This is a genomic window from Mycobacterium sp. NGS39, assembly GCF_059812765.1.
This window is the reverse complement of record NZ_JCALDH010000015.1, coordinates 86,822-104,532: the sequence shown is the minus strand read 5'-3', so window position 1 is coordinate 104,532 and position 17,711 is coordinate 86,822. Positions and strand designations below refer to the sequence as shown.

19 protein-coding genes and 1 tRNA gene are annotated in these 17,711 nt (G+C 67.4%); 11 read left to right on the top strand and 9 right to left on the bottom strand.

Features of this window, described 5'->3' with window-relative positions; translation table 11 throughout:
• Positions 1 to 19: 19 nt before the first annotated feature.
• From AC5Y39_RS19470 to AC5Y39_RS19460, 3 genes are all read right to left on the bottom strand, one after another.
• Complete coding sequence (locus tag AC5Y39_RS19470; protein ID WP_500019254.1) at positions 20 to 538, bottom strand: GAF domain-containing protein; 519 nt, start codon at positions 536 to 538, stop codon at positions 20 to 22.
• 68 nt (positions 539 to 606) lie between these two features.
• Positions 607 to 1,209 carry a TetR/AcrR family transcriptional regulator gene (locus tag AC5Y39_RS19465; protein WP_499951830.1) on the bottom strand — a complete coding sequence of 201 codons (603 nt, stop codon included), beginning with the start codon at positions 1,207 to 1,209 and terminating at the stop codon, positions 607 to 609.
• A 141-nt stretch (positions 1,210 to 1,350) separates the two neighbouring features.
• Entirely contained in the window at positions 1,351 to 1,656 is a 306-nt protein-coding gene (locus AC5Y39_RS19460) for a hypothetical protein (RefSeq protein WP_500019256.1), read from the bottom strand.
• Positions 1,657 to 1,820: 164 nt separating this feature from the next.
• Here AC5Y39_RS19460 and AC5Y39_RS19455 point away from each other — a divergent pair, with 164 nt between their 5' ends.
• From AC5Y39_RS19455 to pth, 10 genes are all read left to right on the top strand, one after another.
• Complete coding sequence (locus tag AC5Y39_RS19455; RefSeq protein ID WP_500019258.1) at positions 1,821 to 2,915, top strand: helix-turn-helix transcriptional regulator; 1,095 nt, start codon at positions 1,821 to 1,823, stop codon at positions 2,913 to 2,915.
• A 53-nt stretch (positions 2,916 to 2,968) separates the two neighbouring features.
• Positions 2,969 to 3,040 (top strand) — tRNA-Gln (locus AC5Y39_RS19450).
• 78 nt (positions 3,041 to 3,118) lie between these two features.
• The gene (locus AC5Y39_RS19445) at positions 3,119 to 3,703 is read left to right on the top strand and encodes a TIGR03086 family metal-binding protein (protein WP_500019260.1); all 585 of its coding nucleotides are present in this window, start codon (positions 3,119 to 3,121) and stop codon (positions 3,701 to 3,703) included.
• A 112-nt stretch (positions 3,704 to 3,815) separates the two neighbouring features.
• Entirely contained in the window at positions 3,816 to 5,270 is a 1,455-nt protein-coding gene (gene glmU, locus AC5Y39_RS19440; RefSeq protein WP_500019262.1) for a bifunctional UDP-N-acetylglucosamine diphosphorylase/glucosamine-1-phosphate N-acetyltransferase GlmU, read from the top strand.
• 75 nt (positions 5,271 to 5,345) lie between these two features.
• The gene (locus tag AC5Y39_RS19435) at positions 5,346 to 6,326 is read left to right on the top strand and encodes a ribose-phosphate diphosphokinase (protein ID WP_499909387.1); all 981 of its coding nucleotides are present in this window, start codon (positions 5,346 to 5,348) and stop codon (positions 6,324 to 6,326) included.
• A complete protein-coding gene (gene arsC / locus AC5Y39_RS19430) occupies positions 6,326 to 6,679 on the top strand; it encodes an arsenate reductase (glutaredoxin) (RefSeq protein WP_500019264.1) in 354 nt (117 codons plus the stop codon). Before AC5Y39_RS19435 ends, arsC begins: the two co-directional genes overlap by 1 nt.
• Positions 6,676 to 7,305 carry an LpqN/LpqT family lipoprotein gene (locus AC5Y39_RS19425; RefSeq protein WP_500019266.1) on the top strand — a complete coding sequence of 210 codons (630 nt, stop codon included), beginning with the start codon at positions 6,676 to 6,678 and terminating at the stop codon, positions 7,303 to 7,305. Before arsC ends, AC5Y39_RS19425 begins: the two co-directional genes overlap by 4 nt.
• Before the next feature lie 124 nt (positions 7,306 to 7,429).
• Positions 7,430 to 8,296 (top strand): oxidoreductase, encoded by an 867-nt coding sequence (locus AC5Y39_RS19420; RefSeq protein ID WP_500019268.1) that lies wholly within the window; start codon positions 7,430 to 7,432, stop codon positions 8,294 to 8,296.
• Positions 8,297 to 8,418: 122 nt separating this feature from the next.
• The gene (locus AC5Y39_RS19415) at positions 8,419 to 9,075 is read left to right on the top strand and encodes a 50S ribosomal protein L25/general stress protein Ctc (RefSeq protein WP_500019270.1); all 657 of its coding nucleotides are present in this window, start codon (positions 8,419 to 8,421) and stop codon (positions 9,073 to 9,075) included.
• Between the two features lie 3 nt (positions 9,076 to 9,078).
• A complete protein-coding gene (pth, locus tag AC5Y39_RS19410) occupies positions 9,079 to 9,657 on the top strand; it encodes an aminoacyl-tRNA hydrolase (RefSeq protein ID WP_500019272.1) in 579 nt (192 codons plus the stop codon).
• A gap of 15 nt (positions 9,658 to 9,672) precedes the next feature.
• On the opposite strand, the gene AC5Y39_RS19405 is transcribed toward pth, so the two are convergent.
• From AC5Y39_RS19405 to AC5Y39_RS19390, 4 genes are all read right to left on the bottom strand, one after another.
• On the bottom strand, positions 9,673 to 10,521 hold the full coding sequence (locus AC5Y39_RS19405; protein ID WP_500019274.1) for an ABC transporter permease: 849 nt from the start codon (positions 10,519 to 10,521) through the stop codon (positions 9,673 to 9,675).
• Positions 10,518 to 11,486, bottom strand: coding sequence for an ATP-binding cassette domain-containing protein (locus tag AC5Y39_RS19400; protein WP_500019276.1), 969 nt, complete (start codon positions 11,484 to 11,486; stop codon positions 10,518 to 10,520). Before AC5Y39_RS19400 ends, AC5Y39_RS19405 begins: the two co-directional genes overlap by 4 nt.
• 126 nt (positions 11,487 to 11,612) lie before the next feature.
• A complete protein-coding gene (locus AC5Y39_RS19395) occupies positions 11,613 to 13,247 on the bottom strand; it encodes a fatty acyl-AMP ligase (RefSeq protein WP_500019278.1) in 1,635 nt (544 codons plus the stop codon).
• Positions 13,248 to 13,534: 287 nt separating this feature from the next.
• Positions 13,535 to 14,488, bottom strand: coding sequence for a 4-(cytidine 5'-diphospho)-2-C-methyl-D-erythritol kinase (locus AC5Y39_RS19390; protein ID WP_500019280.1), 954 nt, complete (start codon positions 14,486 to 14,488; stop codon positions 13,535 to 13,537).
• Between the two features lie 175 nt (positions 14,489 to 14,663).
• Between AC5Y39_RS19390 and AC5Y39_RS19385 the strand changes: the two genes are divergently transcribed.
• Positions 14,664 to 15,461: a serine/threonine-protein kinase gene (locus AC5Y39_RS19385; protein ID WP_500019282.1), complete on the top strand. Its 798-nt coding sequence runs from the start codon at positions 14,664 to 14,666 to the stop codon at positions 15,459 to 15,461.
• Here AC5Y39_RS19385 and rsmA read toward each other — a convergent pair.
• Positions 15,448 to 16,338, bottom strand: a complete 891-nt coding sequence (gene rsmA, locus AC5Y39_RS19380; RefSeq protein WP_500019526.1) for a 16S rRNA (adenine(1518)-N(6)/adenine(1519)-N(6))-dimethyltransferase RsmA — start codon at positions 16,336 to 16,338, stop codon at positions 15,448 to 15,450. The two genes, AC5Y39_RS19385 and rsmA, sit on opposite strands and share 14 nt — an antisense overlap.
• A complete protein-coding gene (locus AC5Y39_RS19375; RefSeq protein ID WP_500019284.1) occupies positions 16,335 to 17,462 on the bottom strand; it encodes a resuscitation-promoting factor in 1,128 nt (375 codons plus the stop codon). The genes rsmA and AC5Y39_RS19375 overlap by 4 nt, the downstream gene beginning before the upstream one ends.
• Positions 17,463 to 17,711 lie beyond the last annotated feature (249 nt).

Below are 17,711 nucleotides of genomic sequence, written 5' to 3'. Positions count from 1 at the left end.
CGCGGCGACGGCGACGAGGTCAGGCCGGCGCGGTGGCCCAGGCAGGCTTGAAGCTGGGATCGGGCAGCCCGTCGGGGAAGCGCCGAAGTTCACGCGCCGCCAGGCCGGCCAGGCGTTCCATGGCTGCCACCACCTCCGGCGTCGGCCGTCCCGGCCGCGACCAGTACACCCCGACGGCGCCCAGCGGCTCGGGCGCCAGCATCGGCGCCATCACGAGGCTGCGGACGAACGTCGGGCGGTAGGCCTCCTGCGGGATGCGCTCGTCGTGGCGGATGTCGCCGATCGCCACGGCCGTGCGGTGCATCATGGCCCAACCGCTGATACATGCCGACGCCGGAAAGCGTTGACCCTTCCACAGCGGGCTCATCGAGTCTTCGTCGGCGTAGTAGCAGCAGTCGCCGTCGAGCAGCACGAACGTCGCGCCTTGGGCGTCGGCGAGGCGGCGGGCGGCGACCTTGACCTTCTGCTGAAGATCTTCCAGCCGGTCGGCAGCGTGCAGCTCTTGGGCGAGAAGGTGGAACTCGGGGGTGTCAGTCACGGCTAGCTCCCTGCGGAAGCACTCATGGTAACGCCGTGGCGTGGCCGGCAGAAGGCTGACTATTCGTCCTATTCGTCGTGCAGGACGGGGTCGTCTTCGAGGTGCATCAGCCCGTTCCAGCACAGGTTCACCAGATGCGCGGCAACCACTTCCTTCTTCGGCTCACGTACGTCCAGCCACCACTGCGCCGTCATCGACACCGAACCGACGAGCGCCTGCGCGTACAACGGCGCCATCTCAGGGTCCAGGCCGCGCCGGGAGAAGTCGCCGGCCAGGATCGACGACACCTGGTTGACGGCCTCGTTGAGCAGCGTCGAGTACGTTCCCGAGGTGATGCCGACCGGGGAGTCGCGGGTGAGGATGCGGAAGCCGTCCGTGCGTTCGTCGACGTAGCTGAGCAGCGCCAGCGCCACGCGCTCGATGCGCAGTCGCGAGCGGTTGTTGGTGGTCTTGGTCAGCGACGAGGTGATGCCGTCGAGCAGTGCGGACATTTCGCGGTCGACGACGACGGCGTACAGGCCCTCCTTGCCGCCGAAGTGCTCGTAGACGACTGGCTTGGACACATTCGCCCGCTGGGCGATCTCCTCGATGGAAGTGCCTTCGTAGCCGCGCTCGGCGAACAGCGAGCGGGCGACGTCGATCAGCTGATGGCGGCGCTCCGCCCCGGTCATGCGAGCGCGGGGGGCGCGGGCTTCCTTGTCTGGTGCCACCACGGGGCCAGGCTACGCTTTCAGCGCGCGGCAACCTGCTTCTTGCCGTACACGCGTTCCATCATCGCCGTGTCGCCGTCGGCGAAGATGCGAAGTGGCTCATCACAGGTGATCTATGCAGCGAGACATCCGCGCGTCCTCGAAATAGCTGGAGTCACGGCGCGGGTAGATGGGCCGCGGCTCAGGCAGCCGGATGTGGAGATGGCGAATCGCCGTCATCAAGCTCATGTGGCGCCAGTGATGGTGCGTGGTTGCGGGCGGTACCAGAGCCCGCGCCGCCGTGTTGAACATGACTTCCTGCTCGGTGATGAGTACCGGCGGCGGGGATACCGGTTCGGGAATGGTCTCGATACTCGCGGCGACGACGAATTCTTTTGATTCACTTGGCATTTCCGGTGCGGTGGTCATTTTCCATTTTCCTTCTTGCGACACGGTGTTGTCGGTGACAGAACACAACCACCGTCGACGTCGAAATTCCTCATCTGAATGGATGAAATCGCCTATTGTCCACAGTGGACTAACTGCGACGGCGTGATGTCATCGGTGATGATCGGCGCCTGGGAGACGTGGCCATGGTCACGTTCGATGACTTCTCGCGTCTAGTGTCCGGAATTTATGCGGCGGCCGTTGAGCCGCGGCACTGGGCGGTTGCCCTTCGCGACATTCAGCGCACCCTCGGCGGAACCGGCGCCTCGCTTCTCGTCGGCGACGACTCCGTCTGGTCATTTGAAAACTCGACGATCCCCGCGTCGGCGTTGGCGAGCTATGCCAAGCACTACCGCAAATCCGACTATGTGATCGCGGCGGTCCAACGCGGGCCAGTCGGTGCGGTGCGCACCGGTGCCGAAATAGTCGTCCCGAACCGTGACCCGGAGTTCTATGCCGGCTGGATGCGCCCCAACCTCCTGGAAGACGGGTTGTTCGTGCGGCTGAACGAGGCGCCGCGGCCGGCATGTTTTCTCGTGACGTCGTCGACGTCTGCGTTCGACAGCTCCGAACGCATCGACGTCGTGAGCGGCCTGGTTGTGCACCTGCAGCAGGCGCTCCGCACCCAGCACAAGGTCGCCGGGCTGCTCGACAGCGCCGCCGAACTCGAAGCGGCCCTCGAGCTTGTCCGGCAGGGGGTCATCCTCTTCGGGCCCGGCCACGAGGTCCTGCATCTCAATGCAGCCGCAGAACGGATACTTCGCTCACGGGACGGGATGGCAATCAGATCGGGCCGCGTCGCAGCGACCAGCATGCTGGCGGACCGCAAGCTGACCCGTGCGATCCATGCTGCTTTGGTGGACGACGAAGACCCAGATGTTCGCACCGGTCATTCGTTCACGTGCGAGCGGCCCTCCGGAAAGCGGCCGTACGTGGTGCATGTGTTGCCTTTTCACCACATCAACGAGCCGCGAGCAAACAAGTCGGCCTTGATGCTTCTGATCGACCCGGAACAGGAACCTGAGCCAACCATGGCGTTGCTGCGGCGTCTTTATCGTCTGACCAATTCCGAAGCCGACGTTGCGTTACGCGTTTTGCACGGCCACGAGCTGAAGCAGATATCCGAAGAACTGTCTGTTTCGCGGACGACGGTTCGCACACATCTGCAGCACGTCTTCGAGAAAACCGACACCCACCGCCAAGCTGAGCTGGTTCGCCTGCTGCTCGTGCTCACTCCCTGATCACGAGCCGGCCCGAGAGGTTCGGTTAGAGTCACGCTGACACTGGTGAACAGTCCGTCGTGGTGTAATCGGCAGCACATCAGATTTTGGTTCTGAGAGTTCAGGTTCGAGTCCTGGCGACGGAGCGAGGCTTGCCCGAGCGACAATCGGCACGGAGCGAGGCTTGTCCGAGCGACAATCGGCACGGAGCGAGGCTTGCCATGATGGACGACCCGAGCGGGCACATCGACGTACTCGCGGCAGAGGCGCTGCAGTTCTTGCTCACAGCCGTCGAGCAGATCCCGCCGGACAGCTGGGACCGGCCGTCGAACCTCGAGAACTGGACCATCCGCGAGCTCGTCGGCCACGCCACGGGCAGCGCGGCGAAGATCGTCGCGCTCTTCGAGGGCGCAGATGTGTGGGGCCGTTCGGAGCCGGCGGATTGGGTGAGCGAGAACCCGGCCGCACGGCTTCGCGACCTGTCGGCGCGGTTGCGGGACGTGTCGACTGATCCCGACCTCGAAGCGCCGCGTCCGTCACCTGCAGGTGAGGTGCCGCTGCGTCAGGCATTGGCCTTCCCGGTCGCAGACCTGGCCATTCACAGCTGGGATATCTACCGCTCGCAGGGCAGGCTGATCGAGCTGCCCGAGCAGTTGGTGCGCTTCTGCCGCCAGCTCGTGGAGTCGATCCCCGAGGAGGTGACGCGACGCTCGGGAGCCTTCGGACCGGCCAAACCCGCTCCGGACGACGCGACGCCGACCGCCCGGCTGATGGCTTATCTCGGGCGCTCGGTCGACGACCACGATTGATTGGCGTCAACTTTTTGCCGCGAGCGTGCACAAAATGACACGCTTGACGGCGTGTCGGTGAACAGACACGCACGCTCGCGATGTGGGGGCGAAGGCAAGGCGGGAGGTCCTGGTGACTGAACATTCCGATACGGCCGTGATCGTGCTGGCCGCCGGGGCAGGCACCCGCATGAAGTCCGACACCCCGAAAGTGCTGCACACCCTGGCCGGCCGCAGCATGTTGGCACATTTGCTGCACTCGGTTGGCAAACTCGCGCCGCAGCACCTGGTCGTGGTGCTCGGCCAGGACCGCGACCGGATCGCCCCGGCCGTCGCCGCATTGGCGCAGGAGCTGGGCCGCCCGATCGAGGTCGCGGTGCAGGATCAGCAGCTGGGTACCGGCCACGCCACGGCGTGCGGGCTCGACGCGCTTCCGGACGGGTTCGACGGCATCGTCGTCGTCACCTCGGGCGACATCCCGCTGTTGGACGCCGACACGCTGGCCGAGCTCGTCGCAACCCATCGCGCCGAGCCGGCGGCGGTCACCGTGGTCACCACGACGCTGCCCGACCCGACCGGCTATGGCCGCATCCTGCGCACCCAGGACCGCGAGGTGATCGCGATCGTCGAGCAGGCCGACGCGACGGCCTCGCAACGCCAGATCCGCGAAGTCAACGCCGGCGTCTACGCGTTCGACCTTGCGGCGCTGCGCTCCGCGCTGAGCCGGCTGCGTGACGACAACGCCCAACACGAGCGCTACCTCACCGACGTGGTGTCGATCGTCCGCCAAGACGGCCTGACCGTGCACGCCCAGCACGTCGACGACGCGATGCTGGTGGCCGGCGTCAACGACCGCGTTCAGCTGTCCATGCTGGCGGCGGAATTCAACCGCCGCATCGTCGCGGGCCATCAGCGCGCGGGTGTCACCGTCACCGATCCGGCAACCACGTGGATCGACGTCGACGTGACGATCGGCCGCGACGCCGTGATCCAGCCCGGCACGCAGCTGCTGGGTCGGACGCGCGTCGGCGAACGCGCCGCGATCGGACCGGACACCACTCTCGTCGACGTGACCGTCGGCCCTGGCGCCTCGGTGGTGCGCACGCACGGCGTGTCGTCGACGATCGGCGACAACGCCCAGGTCGGGCCGTTTACGTACCTGCGGCCGGGCACCGTGCTGGGCGCCGACGGCAAGCTGGGCGCTTTCGTCGAAACCAAGAACGCCACGATCGGCACCGGAAGCAAGGTGCCGCACCTAACGTACGTCGGCGACGCCGACATCGGCGAGCACACCAACATCGGCGCGTCCAGCGTGTTCGTCAACTACGACGGCCAGACCAAGCACCGCACCAAGGTGGGATCGCACGTGCGCACCGGCTCGGACACGATGTTCGTCGCACCGGTGACCGTCGGCGACGGTGCCTACACCGGTGCGGGCACCGTGCTGCGGGAGGACGTCCCGCCCGGTGCGCTGGCGGTTTCGGCGGGTCCGCAGCGCAACATCGAGGGCTGGGTGGCCCGCAACCGGCCGGGTTCCGCGGCGGACGAGGCGGCGCGTAAGGCAACTGCAGACGAGGAAAAAACCTGATCCGGTCACCCGTTATTCGCCTGCCCGCAACCACGTACCATTGGGCCGACATTCCCGACGAATCGGCGAGGCACCGTGGGCACCGACTGGACCGATAACCGCAAGAACCTGATGCTCTTTGCGGGCCGCGCGCACCCTGAGCTCGCCGAAGAGGTGGCCAAGGAACTCGACGTTCAGGTCACCGCGCAGACGGCCCGCGACTTCGCGAACGGCGAGATCTTCGTCCGCTTCGAGGAATCCGTCCGCGGCTGCGACGCGTTCGTGCTGCAGTCACATCCCGCGCCGCTGAACAAGTGGTTGATGGAGCAGCTGCTGATGCTCGACGCGCTCAAGCGCGGCAGCGCCAAGCGCATCACGGCGATCGTGCCGTTCTACCCCTATGCGCGGCAGGACAAGAAGCACCGCGGCCGCGAGCCGATCTCGGCTCGGCTGGTCGCCGACCTGCTCAAGACGGCCGGCGCTGACCGCATCGTCACCGTCGACCTGCACACCGATCAGATCCAGGGGTTTTTCGACGGGCCGGTGGACCACATGCGGGCGCAGAACCTGCTCACCGGCTACATCAAGGACAACTATTCGACCGACGACATGGTGGTGGTTTCCCCGGACTCCGGTCGCGTGCGCATCGCCGAGAAGTGGGCCGATTCGCTGGGCGGCGTTCCGCTGGCTTTCATTCACAAGACTCGCGACCCCCGCGTGCCGAATCAGGTGGTGTCCAACCGCGTGGTCGGTGACGTGCAGGGGCGCACCTGCGTGCTGATCGACGACATGATCGACACCGGCGGCACCATCGCCGGGGCGGTGAAACTCCTGCACGACGACGGCGCGCGCGACGTGATCATTGCCGCAACCCACGGCGTGCTCTCAGAACCCGCGGCCGAGCGGCTGCAGGCCAGCGGCGCCAAAGAGGTGATCGTCACCAACACGCTGCCGATCGGCGAAGACAAGCGCTTCCCACAGCTGACGGTGCTGTCGATCGCGCCCCTGCTGGCCAGCACCATCCGCGCGGTGTTCGAAAACGGTTCGGTGACAGGGCTTTTCGACGGAGAAGCGTGATGGCTGACCGCTCCGCGAGTGTCATCTACCACAACCCCCGGTGCTCGACCTCGCGCAACGCGCTGAAGTTGCTGCAGGACAACGGAATCGAGCCGCAGATCGTCGAGTATCTGAAGACTCCGCCGACACGCGGGCAGCTTGCTGACATGATCCGCGACGCTGGAATTCCGGTGCGCGCAGCGGTGCGTAAGAAAGAGGCGCAGTACTCGGAACTGGGCCTCGACGATGCCAGCGACGACGAGCTGCTGGACGCCATGGCCCAGCATCCGATCCTGATCGAGCGGCCGTTCGTCGTCACCCCGAAGGGCACCCGGCTGGCCCGTCCGGTCGACGTGCTGTACGAGATCGTGTGACGTTGCGCCAGTTCGTATTTGCGGTGGCGGTGCTCTGCGCGGTTGCCGGCTGTACCACCAAGCCGACGGACTATCGAGCAGTGTGGTCGTCGACGCCGGCGACACCGACGCCCACAAGCCAAGCGCCCGTTCCCTTTTCGCAGTATCTGCAGCAGAAAGGCGTCGACGGCACGCCAATGACACCGCAGACGCTGACCGAGTTGACGGTGTCCATGCCGCACCCGCCGGGCTGGGCGGTGGTCACCGACCCGAATCAGCCGTCGGCGTTCGAGATCATCCGCAAAACCGCGGTGGGAACGTTCCAGCCGACCGCAATGCTGTTGGTGTTCAAGCTGACTGGCGCCCCATTCGATCCCGTCGAGGCGCTCAAGCACGCCTACGAGATGCCCGGCGCAATACAGGAGCCGTTCAACGGCATGCCTTCGGCGAAGATCGAGGCGTCCTACCCCGACACCACCGGCCAGCGGGTGCACCGCTACAACAGGATCGTGATCGCCACGGCGAAGCCGCCGGCGAATCAGCGCTACCTCATTCAGTTCTCGGTCACCACTCTGGCCGATCCGGCGCAGGAATCCGATCCCGACGTGCTGACGATCATCAAGGGATTCACCGTCGCGGTGCGCTGATCCCAGCGCGGCCCCGCGGGCGGTGGCTGTACCGCGAGCAGACACCAAATCGCACGATCGAGGTCTTTGCAGTGCGATTCCGCGCCTGCTCGCCGCCGGCCGCGACACGTTAGGGTGACTTCTCATGACCGGCTGGACCGCTGAAGATTTGCCTCCCTTCACCGGACGCACCGTGATCGTCACCGGGGCCAACAGCGGCCTCGGACTGGTCACCGCCCGTGAATTGGCCCGCGTCGGAGCGCATGTGGTGTTGGCCGTGCGCAACACCGAGCGCGGAGACGAGGCGGCACGGACGATCCGTGGCGACGTCGAAGTGGGCAGACTCGACTTGCAGGATCTGGCGTCGGTGCACGAATTCGCCGCAGGCGTGTCCGCGGTCGACGTGCTGGTGAACAACGCCGGCATCATGGCCGTCCCGCACGCGGTGACCAAGGACGGCTTCGAAAGCCAAATCGGCACAAACCATCTCGGCCACTTCGCATTGACGAACCTGCTGCTGCCGAAGATCACCGACCGCGTGGTGACGGTGTCGTCGCAGGCACACCAGCTGGGGCGGATCGACCTCGACGATCTGAACTGGCAGTCGCGGCGCTACCGGCCGTGGTTGGCGTATGCGCAGTCGAAGCTCGCGAACCTGCTGTTCACCAGCGAGCTGCAGCGGCGCCTAGAGGGGGCGGGCTCGCGCGTGCGCGCGCTGGCCGCACACCCCGGCTACTCGGCGACGAACCTGCAGGGCCACTCCGCGAGCCGGGTCAGCGCCGCGCTGATGCGGCTCGGCGCGCGGATAGCCACGGACGCCGACTTCGGGGCGAGACCCACCCTGTATGCGGTGTCGCAGGACCTGCCCGGCGACACCTATGTCGGCCCTCGATTCGGCTATGTCGGCCGTACTCAGCCGGTGGGCCGCAGTCGACGCGCCCGCAACGCGGACACCGCGAAGGCGCTCTGGGAGCTGTCTGAGCAGCTCACGGGCACCAAATTTCCGCTCTGACGCGCTCATCGGCTACCCTCGGACGACGTCACGGCGAGGGTGGGCAGCCACCGTTATCGACGGAGACCTGCTTGGTTGCTTTCTCCCGCGTCGTGCCTTGAACCGACTACAGGAGCAACCGCATGGCGAAGACCACCACCAACCAGCTGACCGCCGAGGTCCGTACCGAGACCGGCAAGGGCGCGTCGCGGCGCGCTCGTCGCCAGGGCAAGGTGCCAGCCGTCCTGTACGGCCACGGCTCCGAGCCGCGCCACCTGCTGTTGTCCGCACACGACTTCGCCGCCGTGCTGCGCAGTTCGGGCACGAACGCCGTGCTGACATTGGACATCGAGGGCAAGGAACAACTCGCCCTCACCAAGGCGCTCGACATTCACCCCATTCGCCGCAACATCCAGCACGCCGACCTCTTGGTGGTCCGCCGCGGCGAGAAGGTGACGGTGGACGTGAACGTCATCATCGAGGGCGACCCGGCGCCGGGCACCTTGGTCACGCAGGACGCCACCACGATTCAGATCGAGTCCGAGGCGTTGTCGATTCCCGAGCAGCTGGTCGTCTCGGTCGAAGGGGCCGAGGAAGGCACCCAAATTTTGGCGAGCCAGGTGGAGCTGCCTCGCGGTGTCACACTGGTGTCCGATCCCGAGACGCTGGTGGTCAACGTGGTCCCTGCGCCGACCGCCGAGCAGATGGAAGCCGAGCCGGCCGAGGCCGCGCAGGCCGCCGCGGAAGGCGCTGGCGAGACGTCAGCGGAAGAGCCGGGCGAAGCGCCCGACAACGAGTAGCTGGTGCCCGAACCCCGACTGCTGGTCGGCCTCGGCAACCCAGGGCCGGTCTACGCCAAGACCCGGCACAACCTCGGGTTCATGGTGGCCGATCTGCTGGCCGCTCGTGCCGGCTCGACATTCAAGGCGCACAAGAAGTCTGGGGCCGAAGTGGCCACCGGCCGGCTGGCCGGGCGGCCGGTCATCCTGGGCAAGCCGCGCAGTTACATGAACGAGTCTGGCCGGCAGGTCGCTGCGCTGGCGAAGTTCTACTCCGTGGCACCCGGCGAGCTCGTCGTCATTCACGACGAACTCGACATCGACTTCGGCCGGATCCGGCTGAAGTTCGGCGGCGGGGTCGCCGGGCACAACGGCTTGCGCTCGGTGGGTTCGGCCTTGGGCAGCAACGACTTCTACCGGGTGCGGGTCGGCATCGGCCGCCCGCCCGGCCGCAAAGACCCTGCCACGTTCGTGCTGGAAACCTTCACCGCAGCCGAGCGGCCGGAGGTGCCGGTGATCTGCGAGCAGGCCGCCGACGCCACCGAACTGCTGATCAAGCTCGGCCTCGAAGCCGCCCAGAACCAAGTGCACGCCTGGGACTGAACGCTGGCCTGCTCGTCAGTCCGCGGTGCGGCGTGCGTACGCCCGCAGCGCCACCGGCGCGAACACGGCCGTCAGCAGCAGTGCCCAGATGATCGTCGCCAGCACCGGATGGTGCAACGGAAGCTGCGCCGATGCCGGCGCGGGCGGCCCATTGCCCCACAGCTCGCGCATCGCCTGCGCCAGAGACGACACCGGGTTCCACTCGGCGATCACCCGTAGCCAATGCGACATCGGCTCCGTCGGCGCAAAGGTGTTGGCCAGGAAGGTGATTGGGAACAGGACGGTGAACATCACCCCGTTGACCGCCTCGACCGACCGCATCAGCGAGCCGACCAGGATGCCGAACCAGATGATGCCGAAACCGAACACCAGCACCAGCGCGAACCCCAGTACGGCCTCCGCGACCGAGCCGCGGATCCGCCACCCGATGGCTAGGCCGGTCAGCGCCATCACCACCATGCCGAGCGACGAGTGCAGAAGGCTCGCCACGCTGCGACCGATCAGCACCGACGACCGGGCGATCGGCAGCGACCGGAACCTGTCGATGATGCCCTTCTCGATGTCGTTGGTGATGCCGGAGGCCACGACGAACGCGCTGAACACGATGGTCTGCGCCTGAATGCCGGGCAGAAGGAACTCCCGGTACGACGGTCCGCCGGTGTTGGTGATAGACGCGCCGAACACGAACGCGAACAACAACACGAACATGATCGGCTGCGTGGTCACGTCGCTGAGCATCTCAGGCATCCGCTTGGTGTGGATCATGTTGCGCTTCACCATGATCCACGACTGCTGCACGATGTTGGTGGGCCGAATCGCCGGCCGGCGCGACTGCGTGGGCAAGTGCTGGGTGACAGCGGTCATGCCGATTCCTCCTGATCCTCGGGCTCGGTTCGGTGCCCGGTCAGCGACAGAAACACGTCGTCGAGGCTGGGCCGCGACAACCCGATGTCGTCCACCTCGATCTCGCTGTCGCGCAGCCAGCCGGCGACGCGGGTCATGTCCGCGAGACCGTCGGCCGCAGCGGTCAATTGACGTGCACCGGCGTCGACGAACACCTCGGCGCCGGTCTTGCGCAACAGCGCCGCAGCCGCCGGCAGATCCTCGGACCTCGACACGGTGACCACCAGGCTGGCGTTGCCGGCCTGCTGCTTGAGTTGCAGCGGCGTCCCTTCCGCGATGATCCGGCCCTTGTCCATCACCACGATGTTGTCGGCCAACTGGTCGGCCTCCTCGAGGTATTGCGTGGTGAGCAGCAGCGTGGTGCCTTCCCGCACCAGCCCGCGCAGCACGTCCCACAACTCGTTGCGGCTGCGGGGATCCAGCCCGGTGGTGGGCTCGTCGAGGAACAGCACCGGCGGCCCGGCCAGCAGGCTGACGGCCAGATCGAGACGCCGTCGCATGCCGCCGGAATACGACTTGACCGGCCGGTCGGCCGCGTCGGCAATCGAAAACTGTTCCAGCAGTTCGTCACTCAATCGCGCGAGTTCGCGCCGGCGGATGCCGTAGAGGCCGCCGATCATCCGGATGTTCTCGCGGCCGGTGAGCAATTCGTCGACAGTGGCGACCTGACCGGTCAACCCCATGTTGCGACGCACCATGTCCGGCTGCTCACGGACGTCGTAGCCGGCAACCCGCGCCGTGCCGCTGGTGGGCTCGGTCAGCGTCGTCATCATCCGCACCGTGGTGGTCTTGCCGGCGCCATTGGGACCCAGGAGCCCGAGCACAGTGCCCCGCGGAACGACGAAACTCACGCCGTCGACGGCGACGTACGCGCCGAATCTCTTGACCAGATCGATCGCCTCGATCGCGGGGCCGGAAGCAGACATACCTCGACCGTAACGATCGGCACCGACGTGCGGCCAACCGATTTCCGCCGGCGGCGGCGCGAGGGTGCGCAGATGCACGTGCTGAGCGGCGTGTCGCTGTGCCGACACGCACGCTCGCGGCAACGACTAGCTGACGAGCGCGACCGAGTTCGCCCGGCGCAGCTTGCCCGACGGCGTCTTCGGGATGGTGCCGGGGCCGAGGACCACGACGTTGCGCGGACGGACGTCGACCTCGCGGACCACTTCGCGGGCGACCTCATGCTCGATCCGGCGCACCTCGGCCGGGTCCTCCCAGGCATTCGACTCGACAGCCACCGCGAACGTCTCGCGGGAATGGCCGGCGTCAAGGCGCACGGCGACCGCGCACCCGGGTCGCACGCCTTCGACGCGGCAGGCGGCCCGCTCGATGTCGGTCGGGTAGATGTTGCGGCCGGCCATGATGATGACGTCCTTGACGCGGCCGCAGACGACGATGTGACCGTTTTCCATCAGGTAGCCGAGATCGCCGGTGTCGTACCAGCCGTGCCGGTCCTGCGCGGGCACGAAGCCGCCCATCGTGACGTAGCCGGGGGTGAGCGCCTCGCCGCGCAGCTCGATGATGCCCACGCCGCGGGGCGGCAGCACGTTGCCGTCCTCGTCGACGATCCGAGCCTCGAGGTCGCGCAGCAGCGGGCCGAGCGATGCCAGCCGCCGGGTGTTGCCCTTGGTGGCGGGCACGGCGCGGCGCAGCGCGGCCAGCAGGTCGGCGTCGACCTCGTCGACCACCAGGCCCGCGCCGCACTCGGAGAACGAGACCGCCAGCGTGGTCTCGGCCATCCCGTAGGCGGGAAGGATCGCCTCGGGCCGCAGTCCGAACGGCCTCCCGGCGTCGATGAGGTCCTCGACGTCGGCCGGTTCGACCGGCTCGGCGCCGGATAGCGCGAACCTCAGTGTGGAAAGGTCGAATTCACCCGGCTTGGCTTGCCGGCGCAGCCGCTTGGCGAACAGCGCGTACGCGAAGTTCGGCGCGGCGGTCATGGTGCCCTTGTACTTGTCGATCAGCCGGGCCCACAGCAGCGTGTCGCGCAGGAAGTCCAACGGGGTGACCTTGACCAGCTCGGCGCCGAAATACATTGGCACCGTGAGGAATCCGATCATGCCCATGTCGTGGAAGCACGGCAGCCAACTGACCATCACGTCGTTGTCGACGTCGTACTTCGCGCCGATGAACATCGCCTCGGCGTTGGAATAGATGTTGCGGTGGGTGATCACCACGGCCTTGGGCGACCCGGTGGATCCCGAGGTCAGCTGCATGAGCGCGACGTCGTCCTCGCTGGTGTCCACCGGATCGATCGGTGCGGCTTCCAGCAGGCTGTCAACGGTAAGCACCTTGACGCCGCGGTCCTCAAGCACCGGGATCGCTGCCAGGAACGGCTCGGAGACCACGACGGCCTTGGCCTCGATCATGTCGATGACGGTGGTGGTGTCCAGCGCCCACATCGCCAGGTCGGTGCGCGGGGTGGGCTGGTGCAGCATCGTCAGGCTGGCGCCGCGCATCCACAACGCCTGTGCGGTCGGCGCGATCTCCACCGGGGCGCCGGCCAGCACGCCGACCGCGTCACCGTGCCCGATGCCGGCCGCGGCCAAACCGCCCGCGATCCGCCGGGCCTTCTCGTGTACCTCGCCCCAGGTGTGGCGGACCGGAGCATGCGGTTCACCCGTCACCATGCCCCGGGTGGTGCTCAGGGCGTTGCGGTACATCTTCTCGGTGAATCTGCTCACGACGACCTCCTGGGTTCGGCACCCGCCGGCTCAGGCGCAAACGCCCGGGCATCAATGTTGCGCCTGCTAGATGGCCCTTGGCAGCAGGCGCGCGCATACGATTGCGCAGCGGTTCGGTTGCGAGTCCGTGATCTTTTCCGCGCTGCGGACCCAAGGTATGACGATCGCCCACCCGCGCGTTGGATGGGCGACCACATGAGGCAAGCCGGACCGCTGACGTACACCGCCGATGATCTTAAACTCCTCTTAGACTAAGCGGCAAACCCGACGCAGTTTTGAGAAGTGCGTCACAGCCCATGCGTCGGTGCCGGGACCACCCGCGCCCCCTGCACGGGCCCGCTGGCTACCCGCACCGTCCTGCAGACTCCCGCCCCGGCCAGTTGCGTCCCGACGTCCACCGCGGACGCGGCCGTCGGGCACAGGAATGCACACGTCGGCCCGGACCCGGACACGATTCCCGCCAGGGCACCCGCCTCGACGCCGGCCCGCAGGGTGCGGCGCAGGCCCGGCTGGAGGCTGATCGCCGCGGCCTGCAGGTCGTTACCCAACAGCGGCGCCAGCCGCCTCGGGTCGCCGGCGGCCAGCGCCGCCAGCAGCGGCTCCGGTTCGCCCAGTCGCGGCGGATCGCCGGCGCTGCGTAGCCGGTCCATCTCGGAGAACACCTTCGCCGTCGACAACCCACTGGCCGAGAACGCCAGCACCCAATGGAAAGTGGTGCGGGCAAGCACCGTGGCGAGTTCTTCGCCCCGGCCGGTGCCCAGCGCGGTGCCTCCGTGCAGCGCGAACGGCACGTCGCTGCCCAGCTTGGCGGCCAGCGCGTGCAGGTCCCGCCGCGGCACGCCGACCTCCCACAGGTTGTTCATCGCCACCAGCACCGCGGCGGCGTCGGCGCTGCCGCCGGCCATGCCCCCCGCGACGGGGATCGACTTTTCGATCGAGATTTCGACGTCCGGTGAGCGGCCGACGTGCTCGGCCATCAGCTCGGCGGCCTGCCAGGCCAGGTTGCGCTCGTCGGCCGGCAGCGAGTCGGCGCCTTCGCCGGTGATCTCCAGCGTCAGCGTGTCGGCGTTGCGCACCGTCACCTCGTCGAGCAGGGACACCGCGTGGAACACAGTGGTCAGTTCGTGGTAGCCGTCGTCGCGACGGTCCCCGACGGACAGGAAGAGGTTGACCTTGCCCGGCACTCGCACTGTGACAGAACCGGTGGCCACCCATTCGGGCGCGGTGCTGCCGTCGGACACGGCAAGAGACTAACGCGCGACGACGATCCGCCACGACACCGTGAAGACGCCGATATGGCCGAGCACATGGAAAAGAGTGGCCAGACGCACCCCTCGACCGTCTGCACCACTCCTTGGTGTGGTCGGTACCCGCAACTCGGCGAGGGCAAACGAGCCACCGGCATACGCTGAGGCGGTGCTGTGCCCTGGGCAGACGTTCGAGGGCTATCGCGTCGAGGACCTCCTCGGCCGTGGCGGCTCCGCCGCGGTGTACCGGGCGCACGACGACGCGGGCCGCACGGTGGCGCTGAAGGTGCTCGCCGAGGATCGCCGCGGTCCGGCAGAGACCACGCGGCTGCAACGCGAGTTCGACTTCGCCCGCCAGCTCAGCCATCCTCACGTGGTGTCGGTGTATCGGCGCGGGGACTATTGGCTGGCAATGCAACTGGTGGACGGCGGCACCGCGATGGCGCTGCAACGGCTCGCCGACCGGCTCACCGCGATGCAGCAAGTCGCCGACGCGCTGGACTACGTGCATCGGTGCGGGATCGTGCATTGCGACGTCAAGCCGTCCAATCTGCTTGTGCATCAGCCATTCTCGGATGGCGGCACGGTGCTCATCGACTTCGGTGTCGCGTACGCCGTCGCCGAGGACAACCGCAAACGGCCGCAGCCGCTGCTGGCGTCGCTGCCCTACCTGGCGCCGGAAATGCTGCGCGGCCGGTCGCCGTCGGCAGCCACCGACGAATACGCGTTGGCCTGCACGGCCGTCGAATTGTTGACCGGCGCACCGCCTTTCGCGGCTGCTACGCCGGCAGAGCTCGCGAAGGCCCACTTGACCACACCGCCGCCGTATCCGTCTCGCACATACCCGTGGCTGCCTCGAGCGTTCGACGGTGTGATCGGCAAGGCGATGGCCAAGGATCCCGAGCTGCGCTACCCGACCTGCGCCGAGTTCGTCGGCGCCGTCGTGCGGATCCTCAGCCGTTCGTAGATTCGGGCAGGCCGGAGCGCTGCAGAAGCCGCACGAAATCGGCGATGCCCAGTGTCTCACCGCGACGGGCGGGGTCGATGCTGGCCGCTAGCAGCCGGCGCGCCGACTCGTTGCCCGAGCCGGCCCATTCCGCGAACGCGTTGCGCACTGTCTTGCGGCGCTGCGCGAACGCGATGTCGACCAACTTGAACACCTCGCGGCGGAAGACGTCATCGGTGGGCCACGGTGCGGTGTCGTAGCGGTCGATGCGCACCAACCCGGAGTAGACGCGTGGGATCGGCCAGAACACTGTGGGCGACACCGTCCCGCAGCGGCGGACTCGGCCGAAGAATCGGGCCTTGACGCTGGGGGTTCCGTATTCCTTGCTGCCCGGCTCGGCGCCCAACCGCTCGGCCACTTCGGCTTGCACCATGACCATCACCACGCGGATGGACGGGAACTCTGCGAGCAGGTGCAGCAGCGCCGGCACCGCGATGTTGTAGGGAAGGTTCGCCACCAGTGCGCTGGGCAGGCCGAACGGTTCACTCTCGAGCTCGCCGCGGCGCAGCGTCAGGATGTCTTGGTTGCGCACGCTCAGCCCCTCGGCTTCGGCGGGGGCGTGCTCGGCCACGGTCAGCGGCAGTCGCTCGGCGAGCAGCGGGTCGATCTCCACCGCCGTCACCGTGGCACCCTTGTCGAGCAGGCCCAGCGTCAGCGAGCCCAATCCCGGGCCCACCTCCACAACATGGTCGCCCTGTCCCACGCCTGCCGCGCTCACGATCCGGCGGACCGTGTTGGCGTCGTGAACGAAGTTCTGGCCCAACGACTTTCGGGGACGAAAGTCGAGCTCTTTGGCCAGCCTGCGGATTTCGGTGCGGCCCAGCAGCCGGATGGTCAGCGGGCCCCGATGCGTCCGCTACACACCGGCCAAGCGCCCCAGCCCTGCCGCTGCTGGGTCACCGACGCGATCGCGATCTGCTCCTCACGGGTCGCCAAATCAGCGCGCGGCGCGTAGCGCAGGCCGCCGTTGCGTTCCCAGGTGTTCTGGTCGAACTGCACGCCGCCGTAGAAGCCGTTGCCGGTGTTGATCGCCCAGTTGCCGCCCGCCTCACAGGACGCCAGCGCATCCCAGGCGGCGCCGTTGGACACCGGCGGTACCTCTGTGCCGGGTTTCGCGCCCACCCGCAGCACCGACGGCCGCGCCGGCGTGATCACCTCGTTGGCTACTGGGAGCCGCCCGGTTTCCACACCGTTGACCAGTGACACCGCGAACGTGACGTCCTGCTCCCCCGGGGCACCCGGATCGTCGACCACCTGCCGGCTCATGTTCATCTCGGGATCCGGGATCTTCTGCGCCGGCGGCGGCAGCGGCACCCGCTCGGTGACCTTCTGCATCCGAATCCTCGTGACGACCACGGTCATCCCCTCGGTGACCGGGGTCGACGGCGGCGGCACCACCTTGTCGGCCTGCTCCAGCGGCGCCCCGGCCGCGGTCAGCAGCTCACCGACGGTCGGTGCGGCCAGCCGACGATCGGTCATCACCCCGCCGTCGTCGAGGTGCACGTTCTTGGGGCTGACCACCGGCAGCGCCATGCCTGCCAGCGGCAGCCGGCTTGACCGCGACGCCGCCGCGGGCGCCGCGTCGGACAGCGACAGCTGCTGCAGCGCCTCGTCGACCGTCGCCGCGGTGGTCCACAGCTGGTGGCTCTCACCACCGTCCAGCGACACCTGCAGCGGGCGGCTGCGGTGCAGCACGATCCTGTCGGCGTCGTTGACGGGCTGGTCGGCTGCGGGGTACAGGTCGTCGCGCTCACCCACCGTGAAGCCGTTCTCGCGGACGACGTCGATCACCCGCGACTTCATCGTCGACACGGTCACCGGGGAGCCGTCGACGTCCAAAGTGACGGTCTTGTGTGCCGCCACGGCGTAGCTTCCGCCGAAGGCCAATGTCAGCAAAAGCGCGCCGACGAGGGCGCGCAACACAGGTGAATTGCTTTGGTACAGCTTGGTCAGAACGTTCAAGAGTCGTCTATCCCGACTGTCGGCGTCATTTGCTAGGCCGCTCGGGCCGAATCATGATCACAAGACGGTAACGAAGAGCCATACCTGAGGCAAATCTGAAGCGCCGGTTGAGGCATGAGTCACATCCCGAGTTCAGATGCGTTGTGTTGCGGACGGATTGGGCCAGCCGCGGACAACCGACGCGCGTCGCTAGGTGTTTGCTGCCATCAATACCGCTGTTTGTGCAGTTGAGGGCTGCCCGCGGCAATA

What these genes read in the sequence shown, in the direction of transcription:
- AC5Y39_RS19465 (WP_499951830.1), bottom strand. Translation starts at nt 1,209, where the DNA reads ATGACCGGGGCGGAGCGCCGCCATCAGCTGATCGACGTCGCCCGCTCG.
- AC5Y39_RS19460 (WP_500019256.1), bottom strand. Translation starts at nt 1,656, where the DNA reads ATGACCACCGCACCGGAAATGCCAAGTGAATCAAAAGAATTCGTCGTC.
- AC5Y39_RS19455 (WP_500019258.1), top strand. Translation starts at nt 1,821, where the DNA reads ATGGTCACGTTCGATGACTTCTCGCGTCTAGTGTCCGGAATTTATGCG.
- AC5Y39_RS19445 (WP_500019260.1), top strand. Translation starts at nt 3,119, where the DNA reads ATGGACGACCCGAGCGGGCACATCGACGTACTCGCGGCAGAGGCGCTG.
- arsC (WP_500019264.1), top strand. Translation starts at nt 6,326, where the DNA reads ATGGCTGACCGCTCCGCGAGTGTCATCTACCACAACCCCCGGTGCTCG.
- AC5Y39_RS19420 (WP_500019268.1), top strand. Translation starts at nt 7,430, where the DNA reads ATGACCGGCTGGACCGCTGAAGATTTGCCTCCCTTCACCGGACGCACC.
- AC5Y39_RS19415 (WP_500019270.1), top strand. Translation starts at nt 8,419, where the DNA reads ATGGCGAAGACCACCACCAACCAGCTGACCGCCGAGGTCCGTACCGAG.
- AC5Y39_RS19405 (WP_500019274.1), bottom strand. Translation starts at nt 10,521, where the DNA reads ATGACCGCTGTCACCCAGCACTTGCCCACGCAGTCGCGCCGGCCGGCG.
- AC5Y39_RS19400 (WP_500019276.1), bottom strand. Translation starts at nt 11,486, where the DNA reads ATGTCTGCTTCCGGCCCCGCGATCGAGGCGATCGATCTGGTCAAGAGA.